Below are 21,935 nucleotides of genomic sequence, written 5' to 3'. Positions count from 1 at the left end.
TGCCAAACATGCGCAAAATCCGCAAGCTCAGTAAGGTGATTTCGATGCCAGCGTCAAATTCGAATAGCGCCAAAATTGATGATGGGCATTGTCGCCCGCCGATCGCGTTACTATCCTCCATGAGACCGGGCGTTTTTTGGCGGAAGAGATTGCGGAGACCAGACATATGGCTGACCACAACAGCATCTTCATCGGCGCCAGCCGCAAGCCTGATGATTCCTACCAGCGCGCCGAGGAACTCCTGCTGCGCTACGGCAACCGCCACGGCCTGATTACCGGCGCCACAGGCACCGGCAAGACGGTCAGCCTGCAGGTCTTGGCCGAGGGCTTTTCAAATGCCGGCGTCCCGGTCTTCTGCGCCGACATCAAGGGCGACCTTTCCGGCATCGCCATGATGGGCGAGGCCAAGGATTTCCTGGTCAAGCGTGCAGAGCAGGTGAAGCTCGATCCCTATCAGTTTCAGGAATACCCGGTCATCTTCTGGGATCTGTTCGGCGAGCAGGGTCACCCGATCCGTGCCACCATCTCGGAAATGGGGCCGCTGCTTTTGTCGCGGCTGATGAACCTCACCGAAGCGCAGGAAGGTGTCATGAACATCGCCTTCCGCATCGCTGACGAAGAGGGCCTGCTGCTGCTTGATCTCAAAGATCTGCAGGCGCTGCTCGCCAACATCGCCGAGCGTGCCGACGAGCTCAGCGCACGCTACGGCAATGTCACCAAGCCTTCCGTCGGCGCCATCCAGCGCACGCTTCTGGTGCTTGAGCAGCAGGGCGCCGCGAACTTCTTCGGCGAGCCGGCGCTGCGCATCGCCGATTTGATGCGCACCACCCGCGACGGCCGCGGCGCGATCAGCGTTCTGGCCGCCGACAAGCTGATGATGAATCCCAGGCTCTACGCCACTTTCCTGCTATGGCTGATGTCGGAGCTGTTTGAGGAACTGCCCGAGGTCGGCGATCTCGAGCGGCCGAAGCTGGTCTTCTTTTTCGACGAGGCGCATCTTTTGTTCGAGGACGCGCCGAAGGTGCTGGTTGATCGCGTCGAGCAGGTGGTGCGGCTGATCCGCTCCAAGGGTGTCGGCGTCTATTTCGTCACCCAGAACCCGCTCGACATTCCGGAAAAGGTTTTGGCCCAGCTCGGCAACCGCGTGCAGCACGCGTTGCGCGCCTATACGCCGCGCGAGCAGCAGGCGGTGCGGACGGCGGCCGAAACCTTCCGGCCCAACCCGGATTTCGACTGCGCCACCGCGATCACCCAGCTCGCCACCGGCGAGGCGCTGGTCTCGATGCTGGAGGACAAGGGCGTGCCGGCCATGGTCCAGCGCACATTGATTCGTCCGCCGTCGTCGCGGCTCGGGCCGATCACACCCGACGAGCGCCGCAAGGTCCTTGCCGAGAGCCCGGTCGCTGGGCAGTACGATCAAGCGGTCGATCGCGACTCGGCCTTCGAGATACTGCAGAAGAAGACCAGGGAGGCGCAGGAAGCCGAAGCGCAGGCGCAGCAGGCGGGCACCGGCGGATCGCGCTGGACAATTCCGGGCTTCGACGATGTGTTGGGAGGGTCGGGCCGCCGGTCCTCCAACCGTCAGACAGTGGCGGAAGCCGCGATCAAGTCGGTGGTGCGTTCGGTGGGCTCTTCCGTCGGCCGCGCGATCGTGCGCGGGATACTAGGCAGCCTGGCGCGCGGGCGGTAGCGCCCAACTGAGGCGCGGCGATCAGAGGACAGGGCGCTTGGCTACGGCAAGGCCGATGCCCAGCGCGATCATCGCGCCGCCGGACGCCTCCCGGAGCCGACGTACCATGCCGGACCGGCCTGCCGCGCCATCGCTGATGCGGCCGGCCGCGAAGGCGACCACGATATCGGCCAGCGTGTTGAGCGTCACCGACACGAAGCCGAGCACCATGAACTGCAAGGCGACGTGGCCGGCGCCGAGATCCACGAATTGCGGAATGAAGGCCAGGAAGAAGGCGGCCGTCTTCGGGTTCAGAGCCTCGACCAGCACCCCTTCGCGAAACGCTCGGCCAGCGCCGACCGCAGGCGTCGGCGCGCCACCTTCCAGCATTGCCTTTGCCTCGCGGCGGGCGGACTGGAAGGTGCGCAAGCCGAGCCAGACGAGGTAGACGGCGCCGATCAGCTTCAGCGCCGTAAAGAGTTCGGCGCTCGCGAGCACGAGGGCGGAAACGCCCAGGCTTCCGGCAAGCACATGAACCATGCCGCCCAGGCCCGTCCCGAAACTGGAGGCGATGCCTTCAGCGCGGCCTCCGGCCAGGGTGCGCGCGGCGACATAGAAGATGCCCGGTCCGGGCGTGATGGCGAGCAGCAGCGCCGCGGCGAAGTACAAGGCGAATTGTGTCAGGTCCGGCATGATCGGCTCGCTGGCAATTGGACTGGATCGTATCTCATGACGGGATGAGTCGGGCGACGTCGCGATCCGAAGGCCGGTCGCTCGCTGCTAGACCGGTGGCGACACCGGCGCGATCGGCCGCGTTGCGGTTCTGGCTCATCTTGCGCTTGCCTTGGAGCCGCGTGATCGGCATGCGCAAGCCGACAATGCCTTTGAGTTGCGCCTGGATGAAATCCGGCGGCGCATCCGATACGGACCAAGGCGAGGGGCGTCCGCCTTCATGCAGATTGGTCAGGCGCGTAACGATCTCGAGCAGCCTGTCGGCATCCTCGAAGAATTCGATCGGCCCATAGGCATGAACGGCGAGGTAGTTCCAAGTCGGCACTACCTTTCCGGTCTCCTGCTTGGTCTGGTACCAGGCCGGCGTCACGTAGGCGTCGGGCCCCATGAAGATCGCCAGGCCATCGCCCAGAACCGGTGCGCGCCACTGCGGATTTGCCTTCGCAACATGGCCGTAGATCGTGCCATGCTCGCCCTCGCTCTCGTTGAGCAAAAGCGGCAATGGCGTCGCCTGCGGTCCTTCCGCCGTGGCGGTGACCAGCGTCGCCAGCCGTGCCGCGCGGATCGTCGCCATGAGGCTCTCCCTGTCGTCATCGCGGAAGGCGGGCGGAATGTACATGGCGGAAACTCCTTGCATTGCATTTAAAGATGCAGGAAAGCTGGCTTGCTTGGAACATCCAGTTTTGCAGGTTTTCGATGGTCCAGTTGGAGCAGGAAGGCGTGGCGCGCCGGATCATCGCGGCGATCAAGGCGCAGATCCACAGCGGCGTTTACCGGCCCGGCGATCGGCTGCCGTCATCGCGGGCCTTTGCCGCCGAATGGGGCGCGTCGCGAACCACGGTGACGGCGGCCTACAACCAGCTCGACGCCGAAGGCTATCTGATCATTCGGCAGGGCGCGCGTGCCATTGTGGCTCCGGGACTGGAGAGGCCGTCAGGGGCGGCTTCCATCGCGGCTGCCTCGCCACGCAACCTCTCGACGTTCGCGCGCAGGCTGCTGGCTCTGCCTTCGCCGGTGGAACAGCAGCCGGCCAAGGTTGCGGATTTCCGCTATGGCGACCTGTCCGGGGCGGACTTCCCGGTCCTGGCTTGGCGACGGGCCTCGAACAAAGCCATTCTGCGGCGCGGCGCGCGGCTGCGCTATGGCGACCCGCAGGGATCGCTTGTTCTTCGCAGCGCCCTGCAAACCTATCTCTGGCGCGCACGCGGCATCAGCTGCGCGCCAGACCAGATCGCCGTCGTCAACGGCTCCCAGCAGGGGCTCGACCTCTGCGCGCGGCTGCTGCTCGACCCCGGCGATCCGTTCGTGATCGAGAATCCGGGCTATCTGCTGGCCCGCCATGCCTTCACGGCTGCGGGCGGCGTCGCCGTGCCAGTTGCGGTCGACGCTGACGGGATAAGGACGGATGCGCTGCCGCCGGCCCGTCTGGCTTACGTCACGCCATCGCACCAGTTTCCGCTCGGCGGCGTGCTTTCGGCGACGCGGCGGCATTCCCTCCTGGCCTGGGCCACGGCATCAGGCGCCTATGTCGTCGAAGACGACTACGACGGCGAATACCGCCACGACATAGCCCCCATCCCGCCTCTGCAGACGCTCGATCCAGGCTCGGTCATCTATGTCGGCACGCTGTCCAAAACACTCTCGCCCACCTTGCGGCTCGGTTATCTCGTCGTCCCCGCCGGCCTGCGTCGGGCCTTCAGCGAGGCAAAGCGCCTGACCGACCGGCATGCTCCGATGCTGGAGCAGGATGTGTTGGCCGACCTGCTGACGAGCGGCGCTTACGAGCGCCACGTCCGCAGCATCCGCAGGAAAAATGCCGAGCGCCGAGAGGTCCTGCTGCGGGCGCTGGCCGATCATATCGGGCCAAAGGTGACTGTTGCTGGGGCCGACACGGGCCTGCACCTCGTGGCCTGGTTGAACGGCATCGATCCTGGATGCGAGCCGGCGATCGTCGCCGACGCACGTGCTGCGGGGATCGGCCTCTATCCGGTATCGCCGCTCTATGATCCGGCCGAGCCGCGGCCCGAAACGACGGGCTTCATCATGGGATATGCTGGTCTCGACGCGGAGGCGTTGCGACGCGGCGTTGCGGTGCTGGCGGACATCCTCGCCAGGCACCGCTGACGAACGCCGGATCAAAAGACCTCGTTGCTCTCCTGCGGCACCGGCCCCAGCAGGACAGAGTCGTCCGGCACGCCGTTGTCGATCGGAATGGCCCGGCGTTCGGGCATATCGGCCATCGGCTGGCCGACATCTGCTGTGACCACGACCGGCGTCTTGTTGGGCACGCGGTCATAGAGGTCGATGATGTCCTGATTGATCAGGCGCACGCAGCCCGACGAGACCGACTTGCCGATCGACCACCATTCCGGCGACCCGTGCAGACGATAGAGCGTGTCCTGGTTGCCTTTGAAGAGGTAGAGCGCACGCGCCCCGAGCGGGTTCTTGAGCCCGCCGGGCATACCGCCGTTCTTGGCGCTGTATTCCGTCAGTTCCGGCTGGCGGGCGACCATCTCGTCCGGCGGCGTCCATTTCGGCCACTTCTGCTTCCATTGCACGACCGCATCGCCCGACCATTCGAAGCCGGCGCGGCCGAGACCGACGCCGTAGCGGATCGCCTGGCCACCCTCACGCACCAGATAGAGGAAGTGGTTGGTGGTATCGACGACGATGGTGCCCGGGCGCTGTCCGGTCGGATCGGGAACGATCTGGCGCAAATATCTGTGGTCGATCTTGTTTACCGGGATGGCCGGCAGGTCGAAGCCGTTGTCGGACATCGGCCCATACATGGTGGCGTAGTCGCCGAGCGGCGGCTCGACAGAGGCCGGCGGTGGCGGCTGCACGGCTGCCGGGCGAGGACCGGTGGTCGAGCAGGCGGAAACCGCCGAAGCAGCTCCAAGAGCCGTGAGATTGAGGAAGCCACGGCGGCTGATGCGGAAGGAAGCGTCTGACATGGTTGCCTTTTCTAGGTCTTAATCGCAAGAATGCATGAATCCGCGGGCCGGCCGCCGGCAGCTGTTAACAGTCGGCGGTGATAGGCGGTTCCAATTCTGGCCTCAGGGTGGACAAACAAAGGCGAAGCTGTGACTGCGACACATCTGTTGCACTGCAGCAACAGCACCCTCAAACCCCTGCCAGAAGGCCTTCGAGCGAGGGCAGGATCAGCCCCGGCGGAAAGTCCCGGTATTCGTCGGGCTGATTGGCGCGATTGATCCAGACGGTGCGGAAGCCGAACCTGGCGGCGCCCGCGACGTCCCAGCGGTTGGAGGACTGGAACGACACCGCCCCCGGATAGAGCCGCCAGCCGGTGACCACCATGTCGTAGACCGAAGGATCGGTCTTGAAGCGCTTGATCTCGTCAACCGAGAAGACGTCGTCGAGGATCTGGTCGAGGGCGGCCGATTTCACCGCCGCCCGCAGCATTTCCGGCGACCCGTTGGACAGGATCGCGAGCTTCGCTCCCGCTGCTTTCAGCGCCTTCAATACCGTCGGCACTTCCGGATAGCAGTCGAGCCGCCAATAGGCTTCCAGCAGCCTTGCCCTGAGCGCCGGATCGGCCGACGGCACCTTGCGCAGCGCGAAGTCCAGCGCCTGCTCGGTCAGTTGCCAGAAATCGGCATAGGCGCCCATCAGCGTCCGCACCCAGGAGTATTCGAGCTGCTTGGCGCGCCAGATTTCGGAGAGAAGCTGGCCGTCCGGCCCGATCTCGCCGGCATGGCGGCGTACCGCGGCGTGCACGTCGAACAACGTGCCATAGGCGTCGAAGACATAGGCTGCATGATGCATAGGAAGAGTTTTGCGGCGCCCGGCCTTGCCGCGCAAGCGCTGATTGCGGTTAATGCATGTCGCCCAAAAGTGGGCAGCGGTTTTCGGAAAGGATCGCATAACACAAAAACCCAACACACATGGCCCATCCCTTTCCGTGCGCCGTGCTTTAAGTGCCTCTGGCCTCAAGGATTTTTTCCGATGTCGGTTGACGCCGGCCGTCAAAGCATCGTCCTATGGCGGCCGGAACTCATCCATACGGACGGCAAACGATGACACTGGCGGCGGCGGCGCAGTCCGCGACATGGACCTATGTGGACGGCGACTGGTACGAGGGCAATGTCGCCATTCTGGGACCGCGCAGCCACGCCATGTGGCTGGGCACCAGCGTCTTCGACGGCGCCCGCTGGTTCGAAGGCGTGGCGCCCGATCTCGATCGTCACGCGGCGCGCGTCAACGCCTCGGCGATCGCGCTCGGCCTGAAGCCTTCCATGACGACGGAGCTAATCGTCGGGCTGACCTGGGACGGCCTGAAGAAATTCGACGGCAAGACCGCCGTCTATATCAGGCCGATGTACTGGGCCGAGCATGGCGGCTATATGGGCGTGCCGGCCGACCCGTCCTCGACCCGCTTCTGTCTCTGCCTTTACGAGTCACCGATGATTCCGCCTTCGGGCTTTTCGATCGGCGTCTCGCCGTTCCGGCGGCCGACCATCGAGACCATGCCGACCAACGCCAAGGCCGGCTGCCTTTATCCCAACAATGGCCGCGCCATCCTCGAGGCCAAGATGCGCGGCTTCGACAACGCGCTGGTGCTCGATATGCTGGGCAATGTCGCCGAGACCGGCACCTCCAACATCTTCCTGGTCAAGGACGGCCATGTGATGACGCCTGCCGCGAACGGCACCTTCCTTTCCGGCATCACCCGCTCGCGCACGATCAACCTGCTCGGCGACTATGGTTTCAGGACCACCGAGAAGACGCTGTCGATCCGCGATTTCCTCGAGGCGGACGAGATCTTCTCGACCGGCAACCATTCCAAGGTGGTGCCAATCACGCGCATCGAGGACCGCAGCCTTCAGCCTGGACCGGTCGCCAAGAAGGCGCGCGAGCTCTATTGGGATTGGGCGCATTCGACTTCCGCCGCCTGAGCGGATAAAAAGGCGATTGGCGCTTCGTTCCGGAGTTGTCCCAACCCATTCCAGACCTATCTTAGTCCGGTAGTTTCACCGGACTTTTCCTGAGGGAGTACCATCCATGGCTTTTGAGTTGCCCGCTTTGCCCTACGACTACGAGGCCTTGCAGCCTTACATGTCGAAGGAGACGCTGGAGTATCACCACGACAAGCACCACAAAGCCTATGTCGACAACGGCAACAAGCTGGCCGCCGAGGCTGGAATGGGCGACCTGTCGGTCGAAGAGGTCGTGAAACAGTCCTTCGGCAAGAATGCCGGGCTCTTCAACAATGCCGCCCAGCACTACAACCATATCCATTTCTGGAAATGGATGAAGAAGGGCGGCGGCGGCAACAAGCTGCCGGGCGCGCTGCAGAAGGCCGTCGATGCCGATCTCGGCGGCTACGACAAGTTCAAGGCGGACTTCGTCGCCGCCGGCACCACCCAGTTCGGCTCCGGCTGGGCCTGGCTTTCGGTCAAGGACGGCAAGCTCACGATCTCGAAGACCCCCAATGGCGAGAACCCGCTGGTCCATGGCGCTTCGCCGATCCTCGGCGTCGACGTGTGGGAGCACTCCTATTACATCGACTACCGCAACGCGCGGCCGAAATATCTCGAAGCATTCGTCGACAGCCTGATCAACTGGGATTATGTCCTGGAACTCTACGAGAAGGCGAAAGGCTGACCATCTCGACAAAAGCCCCGGCATGACCGGGGCTTTTCTTTTGCCGGCGCAGGAGGGCAATTCCAGTCAAGAAAATCGTTGCGGCGCGGAGGGAATAATTCCACTGCAACGCCCGTTAACGTCTAGTCGCGAACTCTCTTCACCATGGAGCCAATTGAATGAGAAAGCTTGTCATCGCCATCTCTTTGCTCGCTTTTGCCGGTTCGGCCGCTTATGCCGACCCGATCAAGGATCGCCAGGCCCTGATGAAGGAACGCGGCAAGCTCGCCGGCCAGTTGTCCAAGGTCGTCAAAGGCGAGGAGGCTTTCGACGCCGCCGCTGTGCTGACGGCGCTAAAGGCGTTGGAGGCGAACGCCGAAAAATTCGATGCCGAGAAACTTTTCCCGGCCGGCAGCGACAAGGGCGACACCACGGCGGCGCCGAAGATCTGGGAAGACATGCCGGGCTTCAAGGCGGCCGGGGACAAGTTCCTGGCCGACGTCAAGGCGGCAGTGGCTTCGCCGCCGGCCGATGTCGATGCGCTCAAGGCGCAGCTCAACACCATCGGCGGCGACTGCGGCGCCTGTCATGAGACCTACAGGATCAAGAAGGGCTGATCGCCTGATATGGCGTGGCTGAAGAAGCTCGTCGGCGCCGTCATCGTGCTGGGCGGCGCCGGCGCGGTCGCCGGCTGGGCGTTGTCAGCGCCCGTTAGGCTTGATGCCGCGGCCGTCGCGCAGCTTAGCCCCGGTGATGCTGCGAAAGGCAAGCGCATCTTCTTTGCCGGCGGCTGCACATCCTGCCACGCCAAACCGGGGTCCAAGGGTGATGCCCGCCTAGAGCTTGCCGGCGGGCTGGAGCTGAAGACGCCGTTCGGTACCTTCGTACCGCCCAACATCTCACAGGATCAAAAGGACGGCATCGGCGCCTGGAGCGAGGAGGACTTCGCCAATGCGATGCTGAAAGGCGTTTCGCCCTCCGGCGAGCATTTTTATCCGGCCTTCCCTTATGCCTCTTATGCTCGCATGAAGCCGGCCGATATCGCCGACCTCTATGCTTTTATGAAGACGCTGCCGGCGGTCGCCGGCAAGGCGCCCGGCCACAAACTCTCCTTCCCCTTCAACATCCGTCGCGGCATTGGTCTTTGGAAGCGGCTCTATGTCAGCCCTGAACCGGTCATTGCCTTGCCCGGGGGCGCGCCCGACAAGGTGCTGGCCGGCCGCTATCTGGTCGAGGGCCCCGGGCATTGCGGCGAATGCCACACGCCGCGCGACTTTGCCGGCGGCGTCAAGAAGGCCGAATGGTTGGCGGGAGCCGTGGCCGCCGAGGGCTCGGGCGTGGTGCCCAATATCACCCCGCAGGGCGGCACGAAGGACTGGTCGGAGGCCGACATCGCCAACTATCTCGAAACCGGCTTCACGCCGGATTTCGATTCCGTCGGCGGTGCCATGGTCGACGTGCAGCGCAACATAGCTCAGTTGACGGCCGATGACCGCGCCGCGATCGCGGCCTATCTGAAGGCCGTCCCGCCGCATCCCAACGGCTATCCGGCGCGCAAGCCGGCGAACTGACCGATGCATATCGGCTGCGCGACACCATCGATGCGATCTGCCTGTGATGTCTCAAGTCCATATTAGTTGACTTTAATAGTCATGTATCATACGCGCTTCGGCCAGTTTCCAGGCGGACCGAAGCCTTGCCCATGCACTCTCTCGACCTTGTGTCTGAATTCGCCTGTGGCGAGCAGCGCGCAGCACTTCTCTTCGCCGACGGGCGCAGCCTGTCTTATGCGGAGCTTGACGACCTTGCGCAGCACTTCGCCACGCGGCTGGGGGATGAGGGAAAGCAGCTCGTGGCTATCTCAGCGGAACCCTCCGAGCATGCGGTCGTCGCCTATCTTGGAGCCCTGCGGGCGGGTCATGCGGTGGCCATGCTGCCGCCTTGCGACAAAAGGGTCTGGGACGATTTCCTGGCGGCCTTCCAGCCGGATTTCACCTATCGCCGAGCCGATGGCCGCTGGCGTCTCGTGAAGGAAGCCTGGCCCGCGAGAAACATTGAGCCGCTGCATCCCGATCTCGCGCTGCTGATGATGACGTCCGGCAGCTCGGGCGCCGCCAAGGCGGTCAGGCTCTCCTATGCCAATCTCGAAGCCAATGCGCGCGCGATCACGACCTATCTCGAACTCTCGTCCGCCGACAGGGCCGCTCTCATGCTGCCGCTGCACTATTCCTACGGACTGTCGGTTCTCAATTCGCATCTGATTGCCGGCGGCAGCATCCTCTTCCCCGGTGTTTCCGCGATGGACGGCGATTTCCTCCAGATAATCGCCGACGGTGGCTGCACCAATCTGTCCGGCGTCCCGTATTCCTACGAACTCCTGGAACGGATGCGTTTCCGCGACGCTAAGCTCAAGGGTTTGCGCATGATGACGGTGGCGGGTGGACAGCTCAGCCCCGACGTCATCCGCCTGTACAGGGATCATTTGCGCGCCGTGGGCGGGCGTTTCTTCGTCATGTATGGTCAAACCGAGGCGACGGCGCGTATCGCTTTCGTGCCGCCGGAGAGCCTCTCCGACCGGGAGGAGCGGATCGGCGTCGCGATCCCAGGCGGCAGCCTCGGCCTTGTCGACGACAGGGGGGAGCCGGTCAGCCGCTCGGGCATCCCTGGAGAACTTGTCTATCGCGGCCCGAACGTCATGATGGGTTACGCCGAGCAGCGTTGTGATCTGGCGCGCGGGGCTGAGGTCGAGATCCTGAACACCGGCGATATTGCCGTCCAGGACGAGCAAGGTTTCTTCCGCATCGTCGGGCGCAAGAGCCGCTTTGCCAAGATTGCCGGCCTCAGGATCGGCTTCGATATCATGGAGCGGGCCCTGGAGCGGGCGGGCATTGCGGCCGCGGTGCTCGGCGACGATCGAGGCCTAGAAGCCTATGTGACCGGCGTCGGCTCGGCAGGCAGGGCACAGCGTATCCTGGCCGAAGTCAGCCGCTTGCCCGCCAATCTGGTTCGAGTTTCGACGCGCGGCGACTTTCCCAGGCTAGCCTCGGGCAAGATCGACTATAGCTGCCTGCAACGCGAGATGTTGCTGGGACGGGCGGAAATCCGCTCCGAACGTGGCGGCGTGCCCGGAGCCTATGCCCGCGTGTTCTATCCGCTTCCGGTCGGCCGCGCTGACAGTTTTGTCTCGCTCGGCGGAGATTCTCTTCGCTTTTTGCAATTGGCTCTGGAACTCGAACCGCTCGGCTTGGAACTGCCGGACGGCTGGGAACGACTAAGCCTTGGAGACCTGACAAATCTTCATTCGGCGAAACGGTCTTTCATGCCGGACCAGGCAAACGAGACGCCTGTCGATATCGTGCTGAGGGCCTTCGCCATCCTGCTGGTGGTCGTGCATCACGAGACGCTGTGGCCTATCCCAGGCGGCTCCGGCATCATGATGCTGCTTGTCGGCTACAGCCTTGCGCGGTTTCAGTCGGTCCATTTGCTTGCCGGTCGGATCCGGTACGCGCTGAAACCTGCGATCGGCGTCCTGATCCCTTATTTTCTCATAGTCGCCGCTTACTCCCTCGCCTGGCAGGCGGCGCCCTGGGCCTCGATGACCCTTACCGGCAACTTCGGCTATGCCGAACCGGAGCGTCACGAGATGATCCCGTATCTCTACTGGTTCATCGAGGCCTATGCGCAGACGCTGTTGGTCTTCGCCCTCGCCTTTGCCGTTCCGGTTCTACGCAAGCTCGCCCAGGCTCGACCCTTTGCCTTCTCGATCGGACTATTGGCGTTTGCCACCGCTGCGCGCTTTGCAGTCCCATTGTTCGTGGACTTAGGCAGCCGCCAGATCTTCGCGATCTACTGGGTCTTCCACCTTGCGGTCTTCGGCTGGTGCGCCGGTTTGGCCGACACTCCCGCCAGAAAACTCCTCGTGACCGCATTTGCCACTGCCGTATTGGGGTATCTAGCCTTTTGGGAGTCGGTCTGGCTGGGGACGACGGTCAAGTATTTGACGATCTTCGCGGCGCTCTCGGCTCTTCTTTACCTGCCGCGTGTTCGCCTGCCTGGTGGGGTGGGGCGGGCGGTTACGCAGGTCGCCGTCGCGGCTTTCCCGATCTACTTGGTCCATCGCTTCGTCCCGGAGCTTTTGATGGCACCTGTCGCAGGCTGGCTCCCGGCTCCAGGCTTCCAACTGCTTGCGATCGCCGGCGGCGTCGCTTTAGGCGTCATCGCCGGCAAAGCCTTGGCCGCCATCCGACACCTGCGCGGCAGATTGGCCATGGAGCGCTTGCCGGAATTGCTCTCGGCGTGAGACGCTTCGATCACGGTCGCTCCGATTACGCGTGGCGGTCGCCCAAAAAATCGAAGCCGTTTTCGAAGAAGTGGTTGTAGTCGCAGGTCAGTTCCTCGCCGGGCGCGATGTCGCGCAGCGCGTAGGTTTCCTCCGGCGAGGAGACGTCGCAGTTCGGCTCGTCGGCATGGTTCATGTAGCGCGCATCGTCCGCCTCGAAGACGATATAATTCCGGTCGCGCCTGTCCGGATAGGAGTACCGATCGAGGTAGGACTTCACCGGGCCGCTTTCGTTCTCATAAGTGTCGACCGAAATGCGGCGGTCGAATCTTGGATCGAGCTTCCAAATCAACGTGCCCTTTGGAATGCGGTGTTTGGCGAAGACACCGATGCCCTGGATGGGCGATTTGTCGAGATAGACGTCGACGAGCAGCATGACGAACCCTGCGAATGACGGATGGCGCGGCCCGAACCGGCCGCGACCAAAAACGAGGCGCATTGCGTAGCGCGAGGTGCTCGCGATTGCGAGGGAAAAATCAGGCCTTGCCGGTCACTTTCAACGCAAAGGCGTAGATATACGCGATCTCCTCCAGGCGCGAGAACCGGCCCGAGGCGCCGGCATGGCCGGACTCCATGTTGATCTTGAACAGCACCGGCTTGTCGCCCGCCTTGCGGTCGCGCAGCCGCGCCACCCATTTGGCCGGCTCCCAATAGGTGACGCGCGGGTCGGTCAGACCTGCCAGCGCCAGGATCGGCGGATAGTCGAGCGCCGCGACATTGTCGTAGGGCGAATAGGCAGCGATCGTCGCGTAGTCCTCGGCCGAGGCGATCGGATTGCCCCATTCGGGCCATTCCGGCGGCGTCAGCGGCAGGCTGGCGTCGAGCATGGTGGTGAGCACGTCGACGAACGGCACCTCGGCGACGATGCCGCCGAAGCTTTCGGGTGCCATGTTGGCGATCGCCCCCATCAGCATGCCGCCGGCCGAGCCGCCCTGCGCGACGATGCGATCGTGCGACGTGTAGCGCTCGGCCACGAGATGGCGCGCTGAGGCGATGAAATCGGTGAAGGTGTTCATCTTGTGCCGACGCTTGCCGTCGTCATACCAGCCGTAGCCCTTGTCCTTGCCGCCGCGCACATGGGCAATGGCGTAGACGAAGCCGCGGTCGACCAGCGACAGGCAATTGGTGTTGAAGGCGGCAGGAACCGTGATGCCATAGGAGCCATAGCCGTAGAGCAGGCAGGGCGCCGAGCCATCAAGCGGCGTGTCGCGATGGTGGATCAGCGAGATCGGCACCAACTCGCCGTCGGCAGCCGGCGCCATCAGCCGGCGCGTGACATAATGCTCCGGATCGTGGCCCGATGGCACCTCCTGCGTCTTCAAGAGAACGCGCTCGCGGCTGCGCATGTTGTAGTCGAATACCTGTGCCGGTGTCGTCATCGACGAATAGGTGAAGCGCATGACTTCGGTGTCGTATTCGTAGGAGCCGGAAAGGCCGAGCGAGAAGGCCTCCTCGTCGAAGGAAATGAGGTGCTCCTCGCCGTTTGCCCGATCGCGCACGACGATGCGCGGCAGGCCCTCCTTGCGTTCCAGCCTGACCATGTGGTGCCTGAATCCGAGCACCGACAGGATCAGCCGGCCGGGCTCGTGCGGCACCAGTTCCTTCCAGTTGGCCTGCACCGGATCTTCGACCGGCGCGGTCATGATCTTGAAGTCCTTGGCGCCGTCGGCATTGGTGAGGATGAAAAAGACGTCACCACCTTCCTCCAGGTCATATTGCAGGCCGGTCTCGCGCGCTGCCACCAGCTTCGGCTCGGCGAACGGCTCGTCGGCGCGCAGAAGCCGGTATTCGGAGGTTTCATGATCGTTGATGCCGATCATGATCCAGTCGTTGGAACGCGTGCCGCTGACATCCATGAAGAAGCCGGCATCCGTCTCTTCGTAAATCAGCCGGTCGTTGTCCGGACTGTCGCCAAGCGCGTGGAAGAACACTTTTGACGGGCGGTGGCTGTCGTCGAGGCGGGTGTAGAAAAAGCCGTCGTCTCCGGCATTCCACACGCCGCCGCCACCTGTATCCGGGATCTGATCGGTGAGTTCCTTGCCGCTGGCGATGTCCCGCACGCGCAGCGCGAAGAACTCCGAGCCCTTGTCGTCGAAAGCCCAGAGCAGCTTGCGATGGTCGGCCGAATGGTCGAATCCGCCAAGACGGAAATAGGGCTTGCCTTCGGCTTCCGCATCGCCGTCGAGCAGGATCTCTTCAATGCCGCCATCGCGCGGCGTGCGGAAGTAGCGCGGTTGCTCGCCGCCGAGCTTGAACGACGAGCCATAGGCGTAGGGACCGTCCTTCATCGGCACGGTGGAGTCGTCCTCCTTGATGCGCCCCTTCATCTCGGCGAACAGCTGGCGGCGCAGCTCGGCCGTGTCGGCCATCAGCGTTGCCTGGTAGGCATTCTCGGCCTCGAGATGAGCGCGGATCGCGCCGTCGAGCAGTGCAGGGTCCCTGAACATCGCCTGCCAGTTGGCGGCCCGCATCCAGGCGTAGTCATCGGTGCGGGTGATGCCGTGATGAACGTCGAAGATGGGGCGTTTCTCGGGCCGCGGCGGGATGGCGGTCGGGAAGACGGAGGTTCTGGTCATTGCGTCTCGCTATGGAATTGCCTGAAATTTGCTTGAATGGCGAATGAACGCGTCGCTCAGCAGCGGTTCAAAGGGCGGGGTTTAAGGTGGTCTACACAAGGTAAGTCGAAAGGGGAAAAGATGAAATCCTATGTTCGAGCCGCCGTGGCTTTTGCTGTCGCTTCGGCGGTCCTGGCCTTTTCCGGCCAGTCTCATGCAACCGTGTTCGCGGCCTGGCAAGTGGCTGGCGTGCCGTTCGGCGACACGCTCAACGCGCGCAAGTATCCGTCAAACACATCGCAAAGACAGGCGGCCTATCCGAATGGCACTGTCTTGCAGATGACCGGCCGTTGCACGGGCGGGATAGATCTGCTCGACATTGCCGGCCAACCGCACTGGAAGCAGCGGCAGGCGATCCGCTACCGCTGGTGCGAGGTCTGGCACGATCCGGCGCAGAACGGTGATTTTGTTACCGGCTGGGTCTACGGCAAGTACATCAAACCCCACTGAGAGGTTCGTCGAGGCGACTTGGCTGTTTGACGCGAGGATGAATGTCCGCGCCATGATCCATAGGATTCTTCGCCCACCGGGCGGCCAAACATTAGTTTAGCCAAGCATAAAGAACCTGTTTTGACGCGACCAGAGGTGTAAAAGCGTGCTTGGCGCCACGTCAGGCTGCACTGGTCCGGCCAAAAAAATCTCGCTAAGTTACACGGCACACGAATTTTTGAAGCTGAACGGGCAATATTTGATGAATATCGCCGAATATAATTCAATAGGTGAATTGACTTACTTGCAGCACAGGGTCATTAAGATGACGCGACGCGAATCGCAGGGCTTGCCTGCATGAATTTCGCGCGATGCCCGATCCAGAAAAAGGGCGCAGTCTAGAAAACAAACTCTCGTTGGGGCCTGAGCACAATGGATATCGTCGAAACACCTTCAAGGAATGGGGACGCGCTAATCGAGCTGACTGCCGATGTCGTCGCGGCCTATGTCAGCAACAACCCGGTGCCGGTCGGCGAACTGCCGAACCTGATTGCCGACGTCCATGCCGCGCTCGGCCGCGTCGGCGGCACGACGGAGCTGCCTTCGGCCGAGAAGCAGAAGCCGGCCGTCAACCCGAAGCGCTCCGTGCATGACGACTACATCGTCTGTCTCGAAGACGGCAAGAAGTTCAAGTCGCTGAAGCGCCACCTTATGACGCATTACAATCTGACCCCGGAAGAATACCGCGAGAAGTGGGGCCTGGACGCCAACTATCCGATGGTTGCTCCCAACTACGCAGCCGCTCGTTCGCAGTTGGCCAAGAAGATGGGCCTCGGCCGCAAGCCCAAAGGTCGCCGGTAGCAGCTTCCGCAAGTCGGCAAAAGCGACGGCGCCCGCGGGGCGCCGTTTTGCTTTTGAGGTATTTCAGGGATGTCTTGCTGCGAACGGGTGAACCCGCCGCAGTGCGGCTTGTTGCCGGGCTTGGGGCAGAGTCAGGCGGTTTGCTTCAAGGCGGCTTCGGCGTCGCGCTTGATGCGCTTGACCATTGAGCGAAGGCCGTTGGCGCGCTGTGGCGACAGATGCTCATCGAGGCCGAGCTCTTTCAGCGTCACTTCCGCATCGGTGTTCTGGATTTCACTGGCCGGCCGGCCCGAGAACAGCGCCAGCATGATGGCGACAAGGCCGCGCACGATGTGGGCGTCGGAATCGCCGCGAAAGCTGACCACCGGATCGACGCCTTCTCCCTGCTCGGTGGTCAGCCACACCTGGCTGACGCAGCCCGGCACCTTGTTGGCCGGTGTGCGTTCCGCCTCGGGAAACGGAGGCAGCGCCTCGCCGAGCTCGATCACATAGCGGTAGCGGTCCTCCCACTCGTCGAGCAGGGAGAAATCGTCGCGGATCGTTTCGATCGAGGTCGTCATTGCCCGCATATAGTGACCCGGCGCCGCCACGTCACGGAAAAAGAAAGACGCCGCGGGCGTCGAGAGGCCGGGCGGGCCCGCGGCGTTAGAGCATTTCCAGAAAAAGGAATCTCAGTTCTTCGCCGTCAGCATCACCGGGATGTTGACTTTGGCGGGCAGGACGATGTCCTCGGCGACGCTGCCGGTGGTCTCGCCAGACGTCTCCGCTACCTTCGCAGCGGGCGCGGCCGTCTTTTCCGACTGCTGGTCATCAAGCATGGCGGCAGCGATCTTGGCTGTCTCCTTGGCGCGCACGGTGATGGTGTGCATGGCCGATTTGCCGGTCTCGCAAACATCCGGCTTGCGCTCGCAGATGCCGGCAATGTCGCCGACCGCCTCGCGCGCCGCAAACAGCGCCTGGATCGGCCCGACCGCCTCGCGGCCATCCTCGTCGGGGCCGACGCTGAGCGGCAGCGCCAAGAGCACCAGCGAAAACCAGAAAGCCATCCTGATCAGAAAGCCCATCTCGATGCCTCGTCGTGATCGGATCATGCATCCATCGGCATGACCTCTTTTTATGGACATGACAATGGCACGAAGGCGCGAAGCGTGGCTTGCGCCGAAGCCGCGAATTTTCTTCAAATTTTAGATAAAGTCGAAAGGATTGGTTTCGCAATTGATCTAACTCAAATCTGATCGACTGTATTAATTTTGAAACAACCATCTATGTGGCTGTTTCAAAAGAACAATTCTGGAAAGGGCGAGCATCGGCACTGGGTTTTCGGGAGGCTCGGCGAGGCGGGCTGTGGCTAACGCTCCATTTACCATGGCGGCAGATCGACGGGCTTTGGGGTCCCGGCGTCCCGATATTTGCCGCGGGCAGGGCGCTCGCCTTCCCTGCCTTATCCATTCCTTAAACGCTGGATGCGACTTTCAATCCAATCAAGAGTCACCTGCAGAAGCAGGGCAATTCACGACCGGGTCCGAGTGCGTTGAGTTCGATTACGGCCAGATACGTTCCTCTGCCTGGCGCGGTTGCCGCCGGCTGCGAACGCATGGTTCATCCGACCGTCACGGACGAGGCTGAGCGCCAGCGCCAGCGCCGCTTCATCGGCGTCATGCTCGCTGCTCCCTTCCTCGCCGCGGGTGCGGCGGTGACGCTGGTCACCTCAAGCCTGGGTGCCGCCGTTACCGTGGCTGCGATCTTCGGCGCTTTCGGTCTGTGCTGGTTCGCAGCGCTTCTGGTTGCCGCCACCGGCCGCATGACGCTCGCCGGCCGTGCCTCGGTGGCGACGGGCGGCCTCGCGCTTGCCGGCGCAATTGCCGCGGCGGGTGGTCTGGCGTCGCCCGTCGCGCTGCTTGCCGTGGCTTTGCCGGTCGAGTCTTGGTGGATCGCCGGGTCGCGCCGCGCAGCAATTTCGGGCGCGCTGGCGGCATTCGGCGCCATCCTGCTGCAGCCTTTCGCAAACCAGTTCCTGCCGCTCGGCGAGGCCGCGATCGCCGGTTGGCACTGGCTGCTGCCGCTTGCCTGGGCGCTTACGCTCCTGCCGCGCGCGGCGGCCTTCGCCAATCCCGCCGATGCGCGTCAGGTTGAGCCTGCGGTGGACCGTCTCGAAGAGACGATCGATGCCGTCGTGCTGCGCGTCGGCCGCCAGGGCGAGGTACTCGACGCTTCGGCCAAGGCGCGTTCCATTCTGAAGCTGGCGCCGGAACTCCTGCTCGGTACCGGCTTGTTCGAGCGCGTCCATCTTTCCGATCGCGTCGCCTATCTCACCGCCCTCGCGGACATGCGCGACGGCGCGCCGAAGCGCCGGCTCGACCTGCGCATCCGCTTGCCGCGCGACGGTGGCGGCTCGGCCGACAATTTCCGCCCGTTCCGCCTTGAATTGCTGCGCGGCGCGCGGGAGCAGGACATCTTGACCTTCGTCCTTCGTGAGAACGACGAGGTCGCTGCGCTCCGCGAAGAGCTTGCCACGGCGAGGGAGGCTGCGGCTGCCGCCGAAGTGGCCAAGGGGCGTTTCCTGGCGGTGGTCAGCCACGAGCTGCGCACGCCGCTCAATGCCATCATCGGCTTCTCCGACATGCTGCTGCACGAGATGTTCGGCGCCTTCCGCGATCCGCGCCAGAAGGAATATGTCGCCCTGGTCAGGGAGTCCGGCCAGCATCTTTTGTCCGTCGTCACCTCGATCCTCGATGTCTCGCGCATAGAGGCAGGCGCCTATGCCACCGAGCTCGAGCCGTTCCGCTTCGCCGATGCGGCCGACATGTGCCGCTCGATGATGCGGCCGCTGGCGGAGGCCAAGAGCATCGCGCTCGGCGCCCAGATCGCGCCTGACGCCGGCGAGATCAATGCCGATCGCCGCGCCGTGCAGCAGATCTTGATCAATCTCGTTTCGAACGCCGTGAAGTTCACGCCTGACGGCGGCAGCGTGGTGATCGGCGCCAAGCGGGTCGGCTCGCGGCTGCATTTCTGGGTGAGCGACACCGGCATCGGCATCGCCGACGAGGATATGGCCAACCTCGGCAAGCCGTTCATGCAGATCCAGAACGACTATACGCGCCGCTTCGAGGGAACCGGGCTCGGCCTGTCGCTGGTCAAGGGGCTGGTGGCGCTGCATGAGGGCACGATGTCGATCGAGAGCGCCCCGGGCGAAGGCACGACGGTGACGATCAGCCTGCCGGTGAACGGACCGAAGCGGCGCTCGGGCGCGCCGGCCGACGTGCTGCCGGTGCCGATTGCAAAGCCGAAGGGGGATGCAAATGGGGACAGCAATGGCTCGCTCCGCAAGACGGCCTAAAGTGGTCGAACCCGAGCGTGGCTTGCTTGCCGAGAGCGCTGCGGCGGTTGGCCAGATGATCTCGCGCAACCCGGTTCTGGTCGGCGGCTCGACCGCCTTCCTGGTGACGCTATTCTACGTTTCGGCCAACGCGCTCTGGTACCAGCCTTTTCCACACACGAGCGCCTTCTTCGCCACCAGGAGCATCGAGAATTTCCCGCATGCCGTCTCGGATGAGCCGGAGACCACCATCAACATCGTGCGGCAGGCGCAGCCCACTCCCAAGCCCGATCCGGTCGTCCAGCAGGTGCAGGGCATATTGAAGGACCTCAATTTCTACGACGGCACCGTCGACGGCCTCACGGGCCCAGCCACGCGCAAGGCCATCCAGGCCTATCAGCTCAAGGTCGGGCTGCCCGCCTCCGGCGATATCGACGGCGCGCTGCTCGATCAGCTTGGCGCCAGGCAAACGACTGCGGCCATTCCGCATCCGGCCCCGAGACCGGCCGACAGGGCTGCGGCCCAGGCCGCCGGACCGGCGGCCATTCCGGTCTCCGCCCAGGCCAGCGGCGCAACGCAGGCCCCCGACGCCCGCATCGTCAAGATCCAGGCTGGCCTGAAGGCCTTCGGCAATGACGATATGCAGCTCGACGGCGTCGTAGGCGCCCGGACCAAGTCTGCGATCAAGGAGTTCCAGGCGCTGTTCGGCCTGCCCGAAACCGGTGAGCCGGACGAAGTGGTCTATGCCAAGATGCGCGAGATCGGCCTGACAAACTGAGGGCTGCCGGCTTTTCGGTTCCATTGCCGATGCTGTAAGGAACCGCGCATGCCATCCGGAACCCTGCCATGCGCGTGACTACCGATCTGTGGGTATCGGCCCTTCTGCGCCGTGTCTTCATCGCCGGCGGTTTTGCTGCCGTGGTCAAGCGCGGCGCGACCGAGGCTGGCGCCGTCTTCGTGTTGTCGCGCGGCCGGCTGGGCGAGGTGGCTCTGTACGGACCGGCGCCGCAAACGAGCTACGATTCGGCCAAGCCCGACGAGCGCTTCTTCACCTTGCTCGATTCTGGCGACGATAGCTCGGCATTCGATGCAAGGCTGGAAAAGGAAAAGAGATTCGATCCCGACATCTGGGTGGTCGAGATCGAGGCCGGCTCCGTTCCGGTCGAGGAGCTTGTGTCCGTGAAGGCGGAATAGAGGCGGCGGCCCGGCGTCCCGACCGGCCACGGAAACGCTGTGCACTTCCCTGGAATTGGGTCAGGACGCCTTGCGGCCGGCGGCCTTGTCATCGCTGTTCGATGCGTGGCGCCCTGTCTCGATGGCGTTGCCGCGGATCGCCCGAGACATCGTTTCGGCCTTCCAGGCCCGCACCATGTCGAGCGCTGCCTCGCGATGCAGCAGCCGATAGCGGTCGAGGAACAGACGGATTGCCTGGGGATGCGGGAACTCGCCGGGATAGATCGCGACCGCGATCAGGAAGGCCCTGTCTTCGCTGAGGTCGAGCGCCTTGAGTGCCGCAAGCAGCGCTGCGTAGCCCGATTGCTCGGTAATTGAGCGGGCCGCGGCAAAATCGATGTCGAGCGCATCGGCAAGCGCCGTCTGGAAGAAAGCAAGGTTGCCCGTCAGCGCCGTCTCGCGCAGCTTTAGATAAGTCGGCTGTCCGAGGAATGGGTTGACAGCGGCACTTTCGCCGGCGGGCCGCATCATCGAGCGCAGGCGTCGCCGCGCGCTTTCCTCAGACACGCCGGGATCCGGGCGGCTGTCTTCTGTTGCGGAAGCGGCCGGTTTCACCGGCGCGAGTTTCGTGACCGTCTCCGGCGGCCGCGTGTTGACCAGCGTCGGCTTCTCCAGCGCGCGGATCAGGTGGGCGATGGTTGCGTTGAGTTCCTTGCGGCGAGCGATTGCGCGCGCGTGCGGCAGGCCATGGCGGCCGATCAGCGCGATGAGGTCGATGTCGCTCAGCGCGGTCGAGCGGGTAAGCAGCGGCGCCGCGATCTCGACCGGCTCCTCGGCCAGCCGCCGCACCAACGCGGCCGGCGCATATTCGCATTCGGAAAGGGCGGCGGCGACGTAGCGGCGCGATTCGACCGAGACTTCATCGAACAGCGGCAGCGTCAGATCCTCGAGTTGGGCGATTTCGCGCCGCGACGGGCGCGTCAGCGAGCAGAAGGCCGACACGGCGGCGCGGAACAGCCTTTCGGCTTTTCCCGCTTCGGTCCGGATAGCGATGTGCCTGAAATCCGAAGAAGACACGGAGGATACGCCCGATACTCGACACAGACCCGGCCCCGCGCCTCCGGCCGGGCCGGTTTCGCGTCTCCAGGGAACAAACATCAAATTAGCCGCGATCCGTTAGCGCTCCGTTAACCCTCT

General features: G+C 63.7%; 21 protein-coding genes. 12 read left to right on the top strand and 9 right to left on the bottom strand.

The window, feature by feature from the left end:
* Positions 1–166: 166 nt before the first annotated feature.
* Positions 167–1,690 carry a helicase HerA-like C-terminal domain-containing protein gene (locus CK215_RS05785; protein ID WP_095827172.1) on the top strand — a complete coding sequence of 508 codons (1,524 nt, stop codon included), beginning with the start codon at positions 167–169 and terminating at the stop codon, positions 1,688–1,690.
* Between the two features lie 21 nt (positions 1,691–1,711).
* Here the strand turns inward: CK215_RS05785 and CK215_RS05780 are convergent, their stop codons facing one another.
* Both CK215_RS05780 and CK215_RS05775 read right to left on the bottom strand, forming a co-directional pair.
* On the bottom strand, positions 1,712–2,362 hold the full coding sequence (locus CK215_RS05780) for a LysE family translocator (protein WP_095827173.1): 651 nt from the start codon (positions 2,360–2,362) through the stop codon (positions 1,712–1,714).
* Positions 2,363–2,396: 34 nt separating this feature from the next.
* Entirely contained in the window at positions 2,397–3,020 is a 624-nt protein-coding gene (locus CK215_RS05775; protein WP_095830370.1) for an FMN-binding negative transcriptional regulator, read from the bottom strand.
* Positions 3,021–3,097: 77 nt separating this feature from the next.
* Here CK215_RS05775 and CK215_RS05770 point away from each other — a divergent pair, with 77 nt between their 5' ends.
* Positions 3,098–4,525: a PLP-dependent aminotransferase family protein gene (locus CK215_RS05770; protein ID WP_066998149.1), complete on the top strand. Its 1,428-nt coding sequence runs from the start codon at positions 3,098–3,100 to the stop codon at positions 4,523–4,525.
* Positions 4,526–4,536: 11 nt separating this feature from the next.
* Here CK215_RS05770 and CK215_RS05765 read toward each other — a convergent pair whose 3' ends face one another.
* Positions 4,537–5,355, bottom strand: a complete 819-nt coding sequence (locus tag CK215_RS05765; protein WP_066997692.1) for a L,D-transpeptidase — start codon at positions 5,353–5,355, stop codon at positions 4,537–4,539.
* 169 nt (positions 5,356–5,524) lie between these two features.
* Positions 5,525–6,187 carry a haloacid dehalogenase type II gene (locus tag CK215_RS05760; RefSeq protein WP_095830369.1) on the bottom strand — a complete coding sequence of 221 codons (663 nt, stop codon included), beginning with the start codon at positions 6,185–6,187 and terminating at the stop codon, positions 5,525–5,527.
* A 251-nt stretch (positions 6,188–6,438) separates the two neighbouring features.
* Here CK215_RS05760 and CK215_RS05755 point away from each other — a divergent pair, with 251 nt between their 5' ends.
* From CK215_RS05755 to CK215_RS05735, 5 genes are all read left to right on the top strand, one after another.
* Positions 6,439–7,317 (top strand): branched-chain amino acid aminotransferase, encoded by an 879-nt coding sequence (locus tag CK215_RS05755; protein ID WP_066997686.1) that lies wholly within the window; start codon positions 6,439–6,441, stop codon positions 7,315–7,317.
* 106 nt (positions 7,318–7,423) lie between these two features.
* On the top strand, positions 7,424–8,026 hold the full coding sequence (locus tag CK215_RS05750) for a superoxide dismutase (RefSeq protein ID WP_095830368.1): 603 nt from the start codon (positions 7,424–7,426) through the stop codon (positions 8,024–8,026).
* A 158-nt stretch (positions 8,027–8,184) separates the two neighbouring features.
* Positions 8,185–8,622, top strand: coding sequence for a cytochrome c (locus tag CK215_RS05745; protein WP_066997679.1), 438 nt, complete (start codon positions 8,185–8,187; stop codon positions 8,620–8,622).
* Positions 8,623–8,631: 9 nt separating this feature from the next.
* Positions 8,632–9,576, top strand: a complete 945-nt coding sequence (locus CK215_RS05740) for a cytochrome c (RefSeq protein ID WP_095830367.1) — start codon at positions 8,632–8,634, stop codon at positions 9,574–9,576.
* A 131-nt stretch (positions 9,577–9,707) separates the two neighbouring features.
* On the top strand, positions 9,708–12,305 hold the full coding sequence (locus tag CK215_RS05735) for an AMP-binding protein (RefSeq protein WP_095830366.1): 2,598 nt from the start codon (positions 9,708–9,710) through the stop codon (positions 12,303–12,305).
* Positions 12,306–12,330: 25 nt separating this feature from the next.
* Here CK215_RS05735 and CK215_RS05730 read toward each other — a convergent pair whose 3' ends face one another.
* Both CK215_RS05730 and CK215_RS05725 read right to left on the bottom strand, forming a co-directional pair.
* Positions 12,331–12,720, bottom strand: coding sequence for an SET domain-containing protein-lysine N-methyltransferase (locus CK215_RS05730; RefSeq protein WP_066998147.1), 390 nt, complete (start codon positions 12,718–12,720; stop codon positions 12,331–12,333).
* 100 nt (positions 12,721–12,820) lie between these two features.
* The gene (locus CK215_RS05725; protein WP_095830365.1) at positions 12,821–14,920 is read right to left on the bottom strand and encodes a S9 family peptidase; all 2,100 of its coding nucleotides are present in this window, start codon (positions 14,918–14,920) and stop codon (positions 12,821–12,823) included.
* Positions 14,921–15,040: 120 nt separating this feature from the next.
* Between CK215_RS05725 and CK215_RS05720 the strand changes: the two genes are divergently transcribed.
* Positions 15,041–15,409 (top strand): hypothetical protein, encoded by a 369-nt coding sequence (locus CK215_RS05720; protein ID WP_066997667.1) that lies wholly within the window; start codon positions 15,041–15,043, stop codon positions 15,407–15,409.
* Between the two features lie 411 nt (positions 15,410–15,820).
* A complete protein-coding gene (locus CK215_RS05715) occupies positions 15,821–16,249 on the top strand; it encodes a MucR family transcriptional regulator (RefSeq protein WP_066997664.1) in 429 nt (142 codons plus the stop codon).
* Between the two features lie 131 nt (positions 16,250–16,380).
* Here the strand turns inward: CK215_RS05715 and CK215_RS05710 are convergent, their stop codons facing one another.
* Together CK215_RS05710 and CK215_RS05705 are read right to left on the bottom strand one after the other, a co-directional pair.
* A complete protein-coding gene (locus CK215_RS05710) occupies positions 16,381–16,809 on the bottom strand; it encodes a SufE family protein (protein ID WP_066997661.1) in 429 nt (142 codons plus the stop codon).
* A 111-nt stretch (positions 16,810–16,920) separates the two neighbouring features.
* Complete coding sequence (locus tag CK215_RS05705; RefSeq protein WP_095781564.1) at positions 16,921–17,313, bottom strand: DUF5330 domain-containing protein; 393 nt, start codon at positions 17,311–17,313, stop codon at positions 16,921–16,923.
* Positions 17,314–17,843: 530 nt separating this feature from the next.
* Here CK215_RS05705 and CK215_RS05700 point away from each other — a divergent pair.
* The 3 genes from CK215_RS05700 (at position 17,844) to CK215_RS05690 (ending at position 20,759) form a co-directional block, all read left to right on the top strand.
* Complete coding sequence (locus CK215_RS05700) at positions 17,844–19,586, top strand: PAS domain-containing sensor histidine kinase (protein WP_066997655.1); 1,743 nt, start codon at positions 17,844–17,846, stop codon at positions 19,584–19,586.
* Positions 19,561–20,343: a peptidoglycan-binding protein gene (locus CK215_RS05695; RefSeq protein ID WP_095830364.1), complete on the top strand. Its 783-nt coding sequence runs from the start codon at positions 19,561–19,563 to the stop codon at positions 20,341–20,343. The genes CK215_RS05700 and CK215_RS05695 overlap by 26 nt, the downstream gene beginning before the upstream one ends.
* Positions 20,344–20,411: 68 nt before the next feature.
* Positions 20,412–20,759: a DUF1491 family protein gene (locus CK215_RS05690; protein ID WP_095830363.1), complete on the top strand. Its 348-nt coding sequence runs from the start codon at positions 20,412–20,414 to the stop codon at positions 20,757–20,759.
* A gap of 60 nt (positions 20,760–20,819) precedes the next feature.
* Here the strand turns inward: CK215_RS05690 and CK215_RS05685 are convergent, their stop codons facing one another.
* Positions 20,820–21,815 carry a DUF2336 domain-containing protein gene (locus CK215_RS05685; RefSeq protein WP_095830362.1) on the bottom strand — a complete coding sequence of 332 codons (996 nt, stop codon included), beginning with the start codon at positions 21,813–21,815 and terminating at the stop codon, positions 20,820–20,822.
* Positions 21,816–21,935 lie beyond the last annotated feature (120 nt).

The sequence above is a fragment of the Mesorhizobium sp. WSM3864 genome, from assembly GCF_002294955.1.
Taxonomy (GTDB): Bacteria; Pseudomonadota; Alphaproteobacteria; order Rhizobiales; family Rhizobiaceae; genus Mesorhizobium.
Note: the sequence above shows the minus strand (reverse complement) of the source record. Positions and strands in the feature narration are given on the sequence as shown.

What these genes read in the sequence shown, in the direction of transcription:
- CK215_RS05730 (WP_066998147.1), bottom strand. Translation starts at nt 12,720, where the DNA reads ATGCTGCTCGTCGACGTCTATCTCGACAAATCGCCCATCCAGGGCATC.
- CK215_RS05705 (WP_095781564.1), bottom strand. Translation starts at nt 17,313, where the DNA reads ATGGGCTTTCTGATCAGGATGGCTTTCTGGTTTTCGCTGGTGCTCTTG.
- CK215_RS05775 (WP_095830370.1), bottom strand. Translation starts at nt 3,020, where the DNA reads ATGTACATTCCGCCCGCCTTCCGCGATGACGACAGGGAGAGCCTCATG.
- CK215_RS05735 (WP_095830366.1), top strand. Translation starts at nt 9,708, where the DNA reads ATGCACTCTCTCGACCTTGTGTCTGAATTCGCCTGTGGCGAGCAGCGC.
- CK215_RS05710 (WP_066997661.1), bottom strand. Translation starts at nt 16,809, where the DNA reads ATGACGACCTCGATCGAAACGATCCGCGACGATTTCTCCCTGCTCGAC.
- CK215_RS05765 (WP_066997692.1), bottom strand. Translation starts at nt 5,355, where the DNA reads ATGTCAGACGCTTCCTTCCGCATCAGCCGCCGTGGCTTCCTCAATCTC.
- CK215_RS05780 (WP_095827173.1), bottom strand. Translation starts at nt 2,362, where the DNA reads ATGCCGGACCTGACACAATTCGCCTTGTACTTCGCCGCGGCGCTGCTG.
- CK215_RS05770 (WP_066998149.1), top strand. Translation starts at nt 3,098, where the DNA reads ATGGTCCAGTTGGAGCAGGAAGGCGTGGCGCGCCGGATCATCGCGGCG.
- CK215_RS05720 (WP_066997667.1), top strand. Translation starts at nt 15,041, where the DNA reads ATGAAATCCTATGTTCGAGCCGCCGTGGCTTTTGCTGTCGCTTCGGCG.
- CK215_RS05695 (WP_095830364.1), top strand. Translation starts at nt 19,561, where the DNA reads ATGGCTCGCTCCGCAAGACGGCCTAAAGTGGTCGAACCCGAGCGTGGC.
- CK215_RS05750 (WP_095830368.1), top strand. Translation starts at nt 7,424, where the DNA reads ATGGCTTTTGAGTTGCCCGCTTTGCCCTACGACTACGAGGCCTTGCAG.
- CK215_RS05690 (WP_095830363.1), top strand. Translation starts at nt 20,412, where the DNA reads ATGCGCGTGACTACCGATCTGTGGGTATCGGCCCTTCTGCGCCGTGTC.
- CK215_RS05725 (WP_095830365.1), bottom strand. Translation starts at nt 14,920, where the DNA reads ATGACCAGAACCTCCGTCTTCCCGACCGCCATCCCGCCGCGGCCCGAG.
- CK215_RS05740 (WP_095830367.1), top strand. Translation starts at nt 8,632, where the DNA reads ATGGCGTGGCTGAAGAAGCTCGTCGGCGCCGTCATCGTGCTGGGCGGC.
- CK215_RS05760 (WP_095830369.1), bottom strand. Translation starts at nt 6,187, where the DNA reads ATGCATCATGCAGCCTATGTCTTCGACGCCTATGGCACGTTGTTCGAC.
- CK215_RS05715 (WP_066997664.1), top strand. Translation starts at nt 15,821, where the DNA reads ATGGATATCGTCGAAACACCTTCAAGGAATGGGGACGCGCTAATCGAG.
- CK215_RS05785 (WP_095827172.1), top strand. Translation starts at nt 167, where the DNA reads ATGGCTGACCACAACAGCATCTTCATCGGCGCCAGCCGCAAGCCTGAT.
- CK215_RS05755 (WP_066997686.1), top strand. Translation starts at nt 6,439, where the DNA reads ATGACACTGGCGGCGGCGGCGCAGTCCGCGACATGGACCTATGTGGAC.
- CK215_RS05745 (WP_066997679.1), top strand. Translation starts at nt 8,185, where the DNA reads ATGAGAAAGCTTGTCATCGCCATCTCTTTGCTCGCTTTTGCCGGTTCG.
- CK215_RS05700 (WP_066997655.1), top strand. Translation starts at nt 17,844, where the DNA reads ATGGTTCATCCGACCGTCACGGACGAGGCTGAGCGCCAGCGCCAGCGC.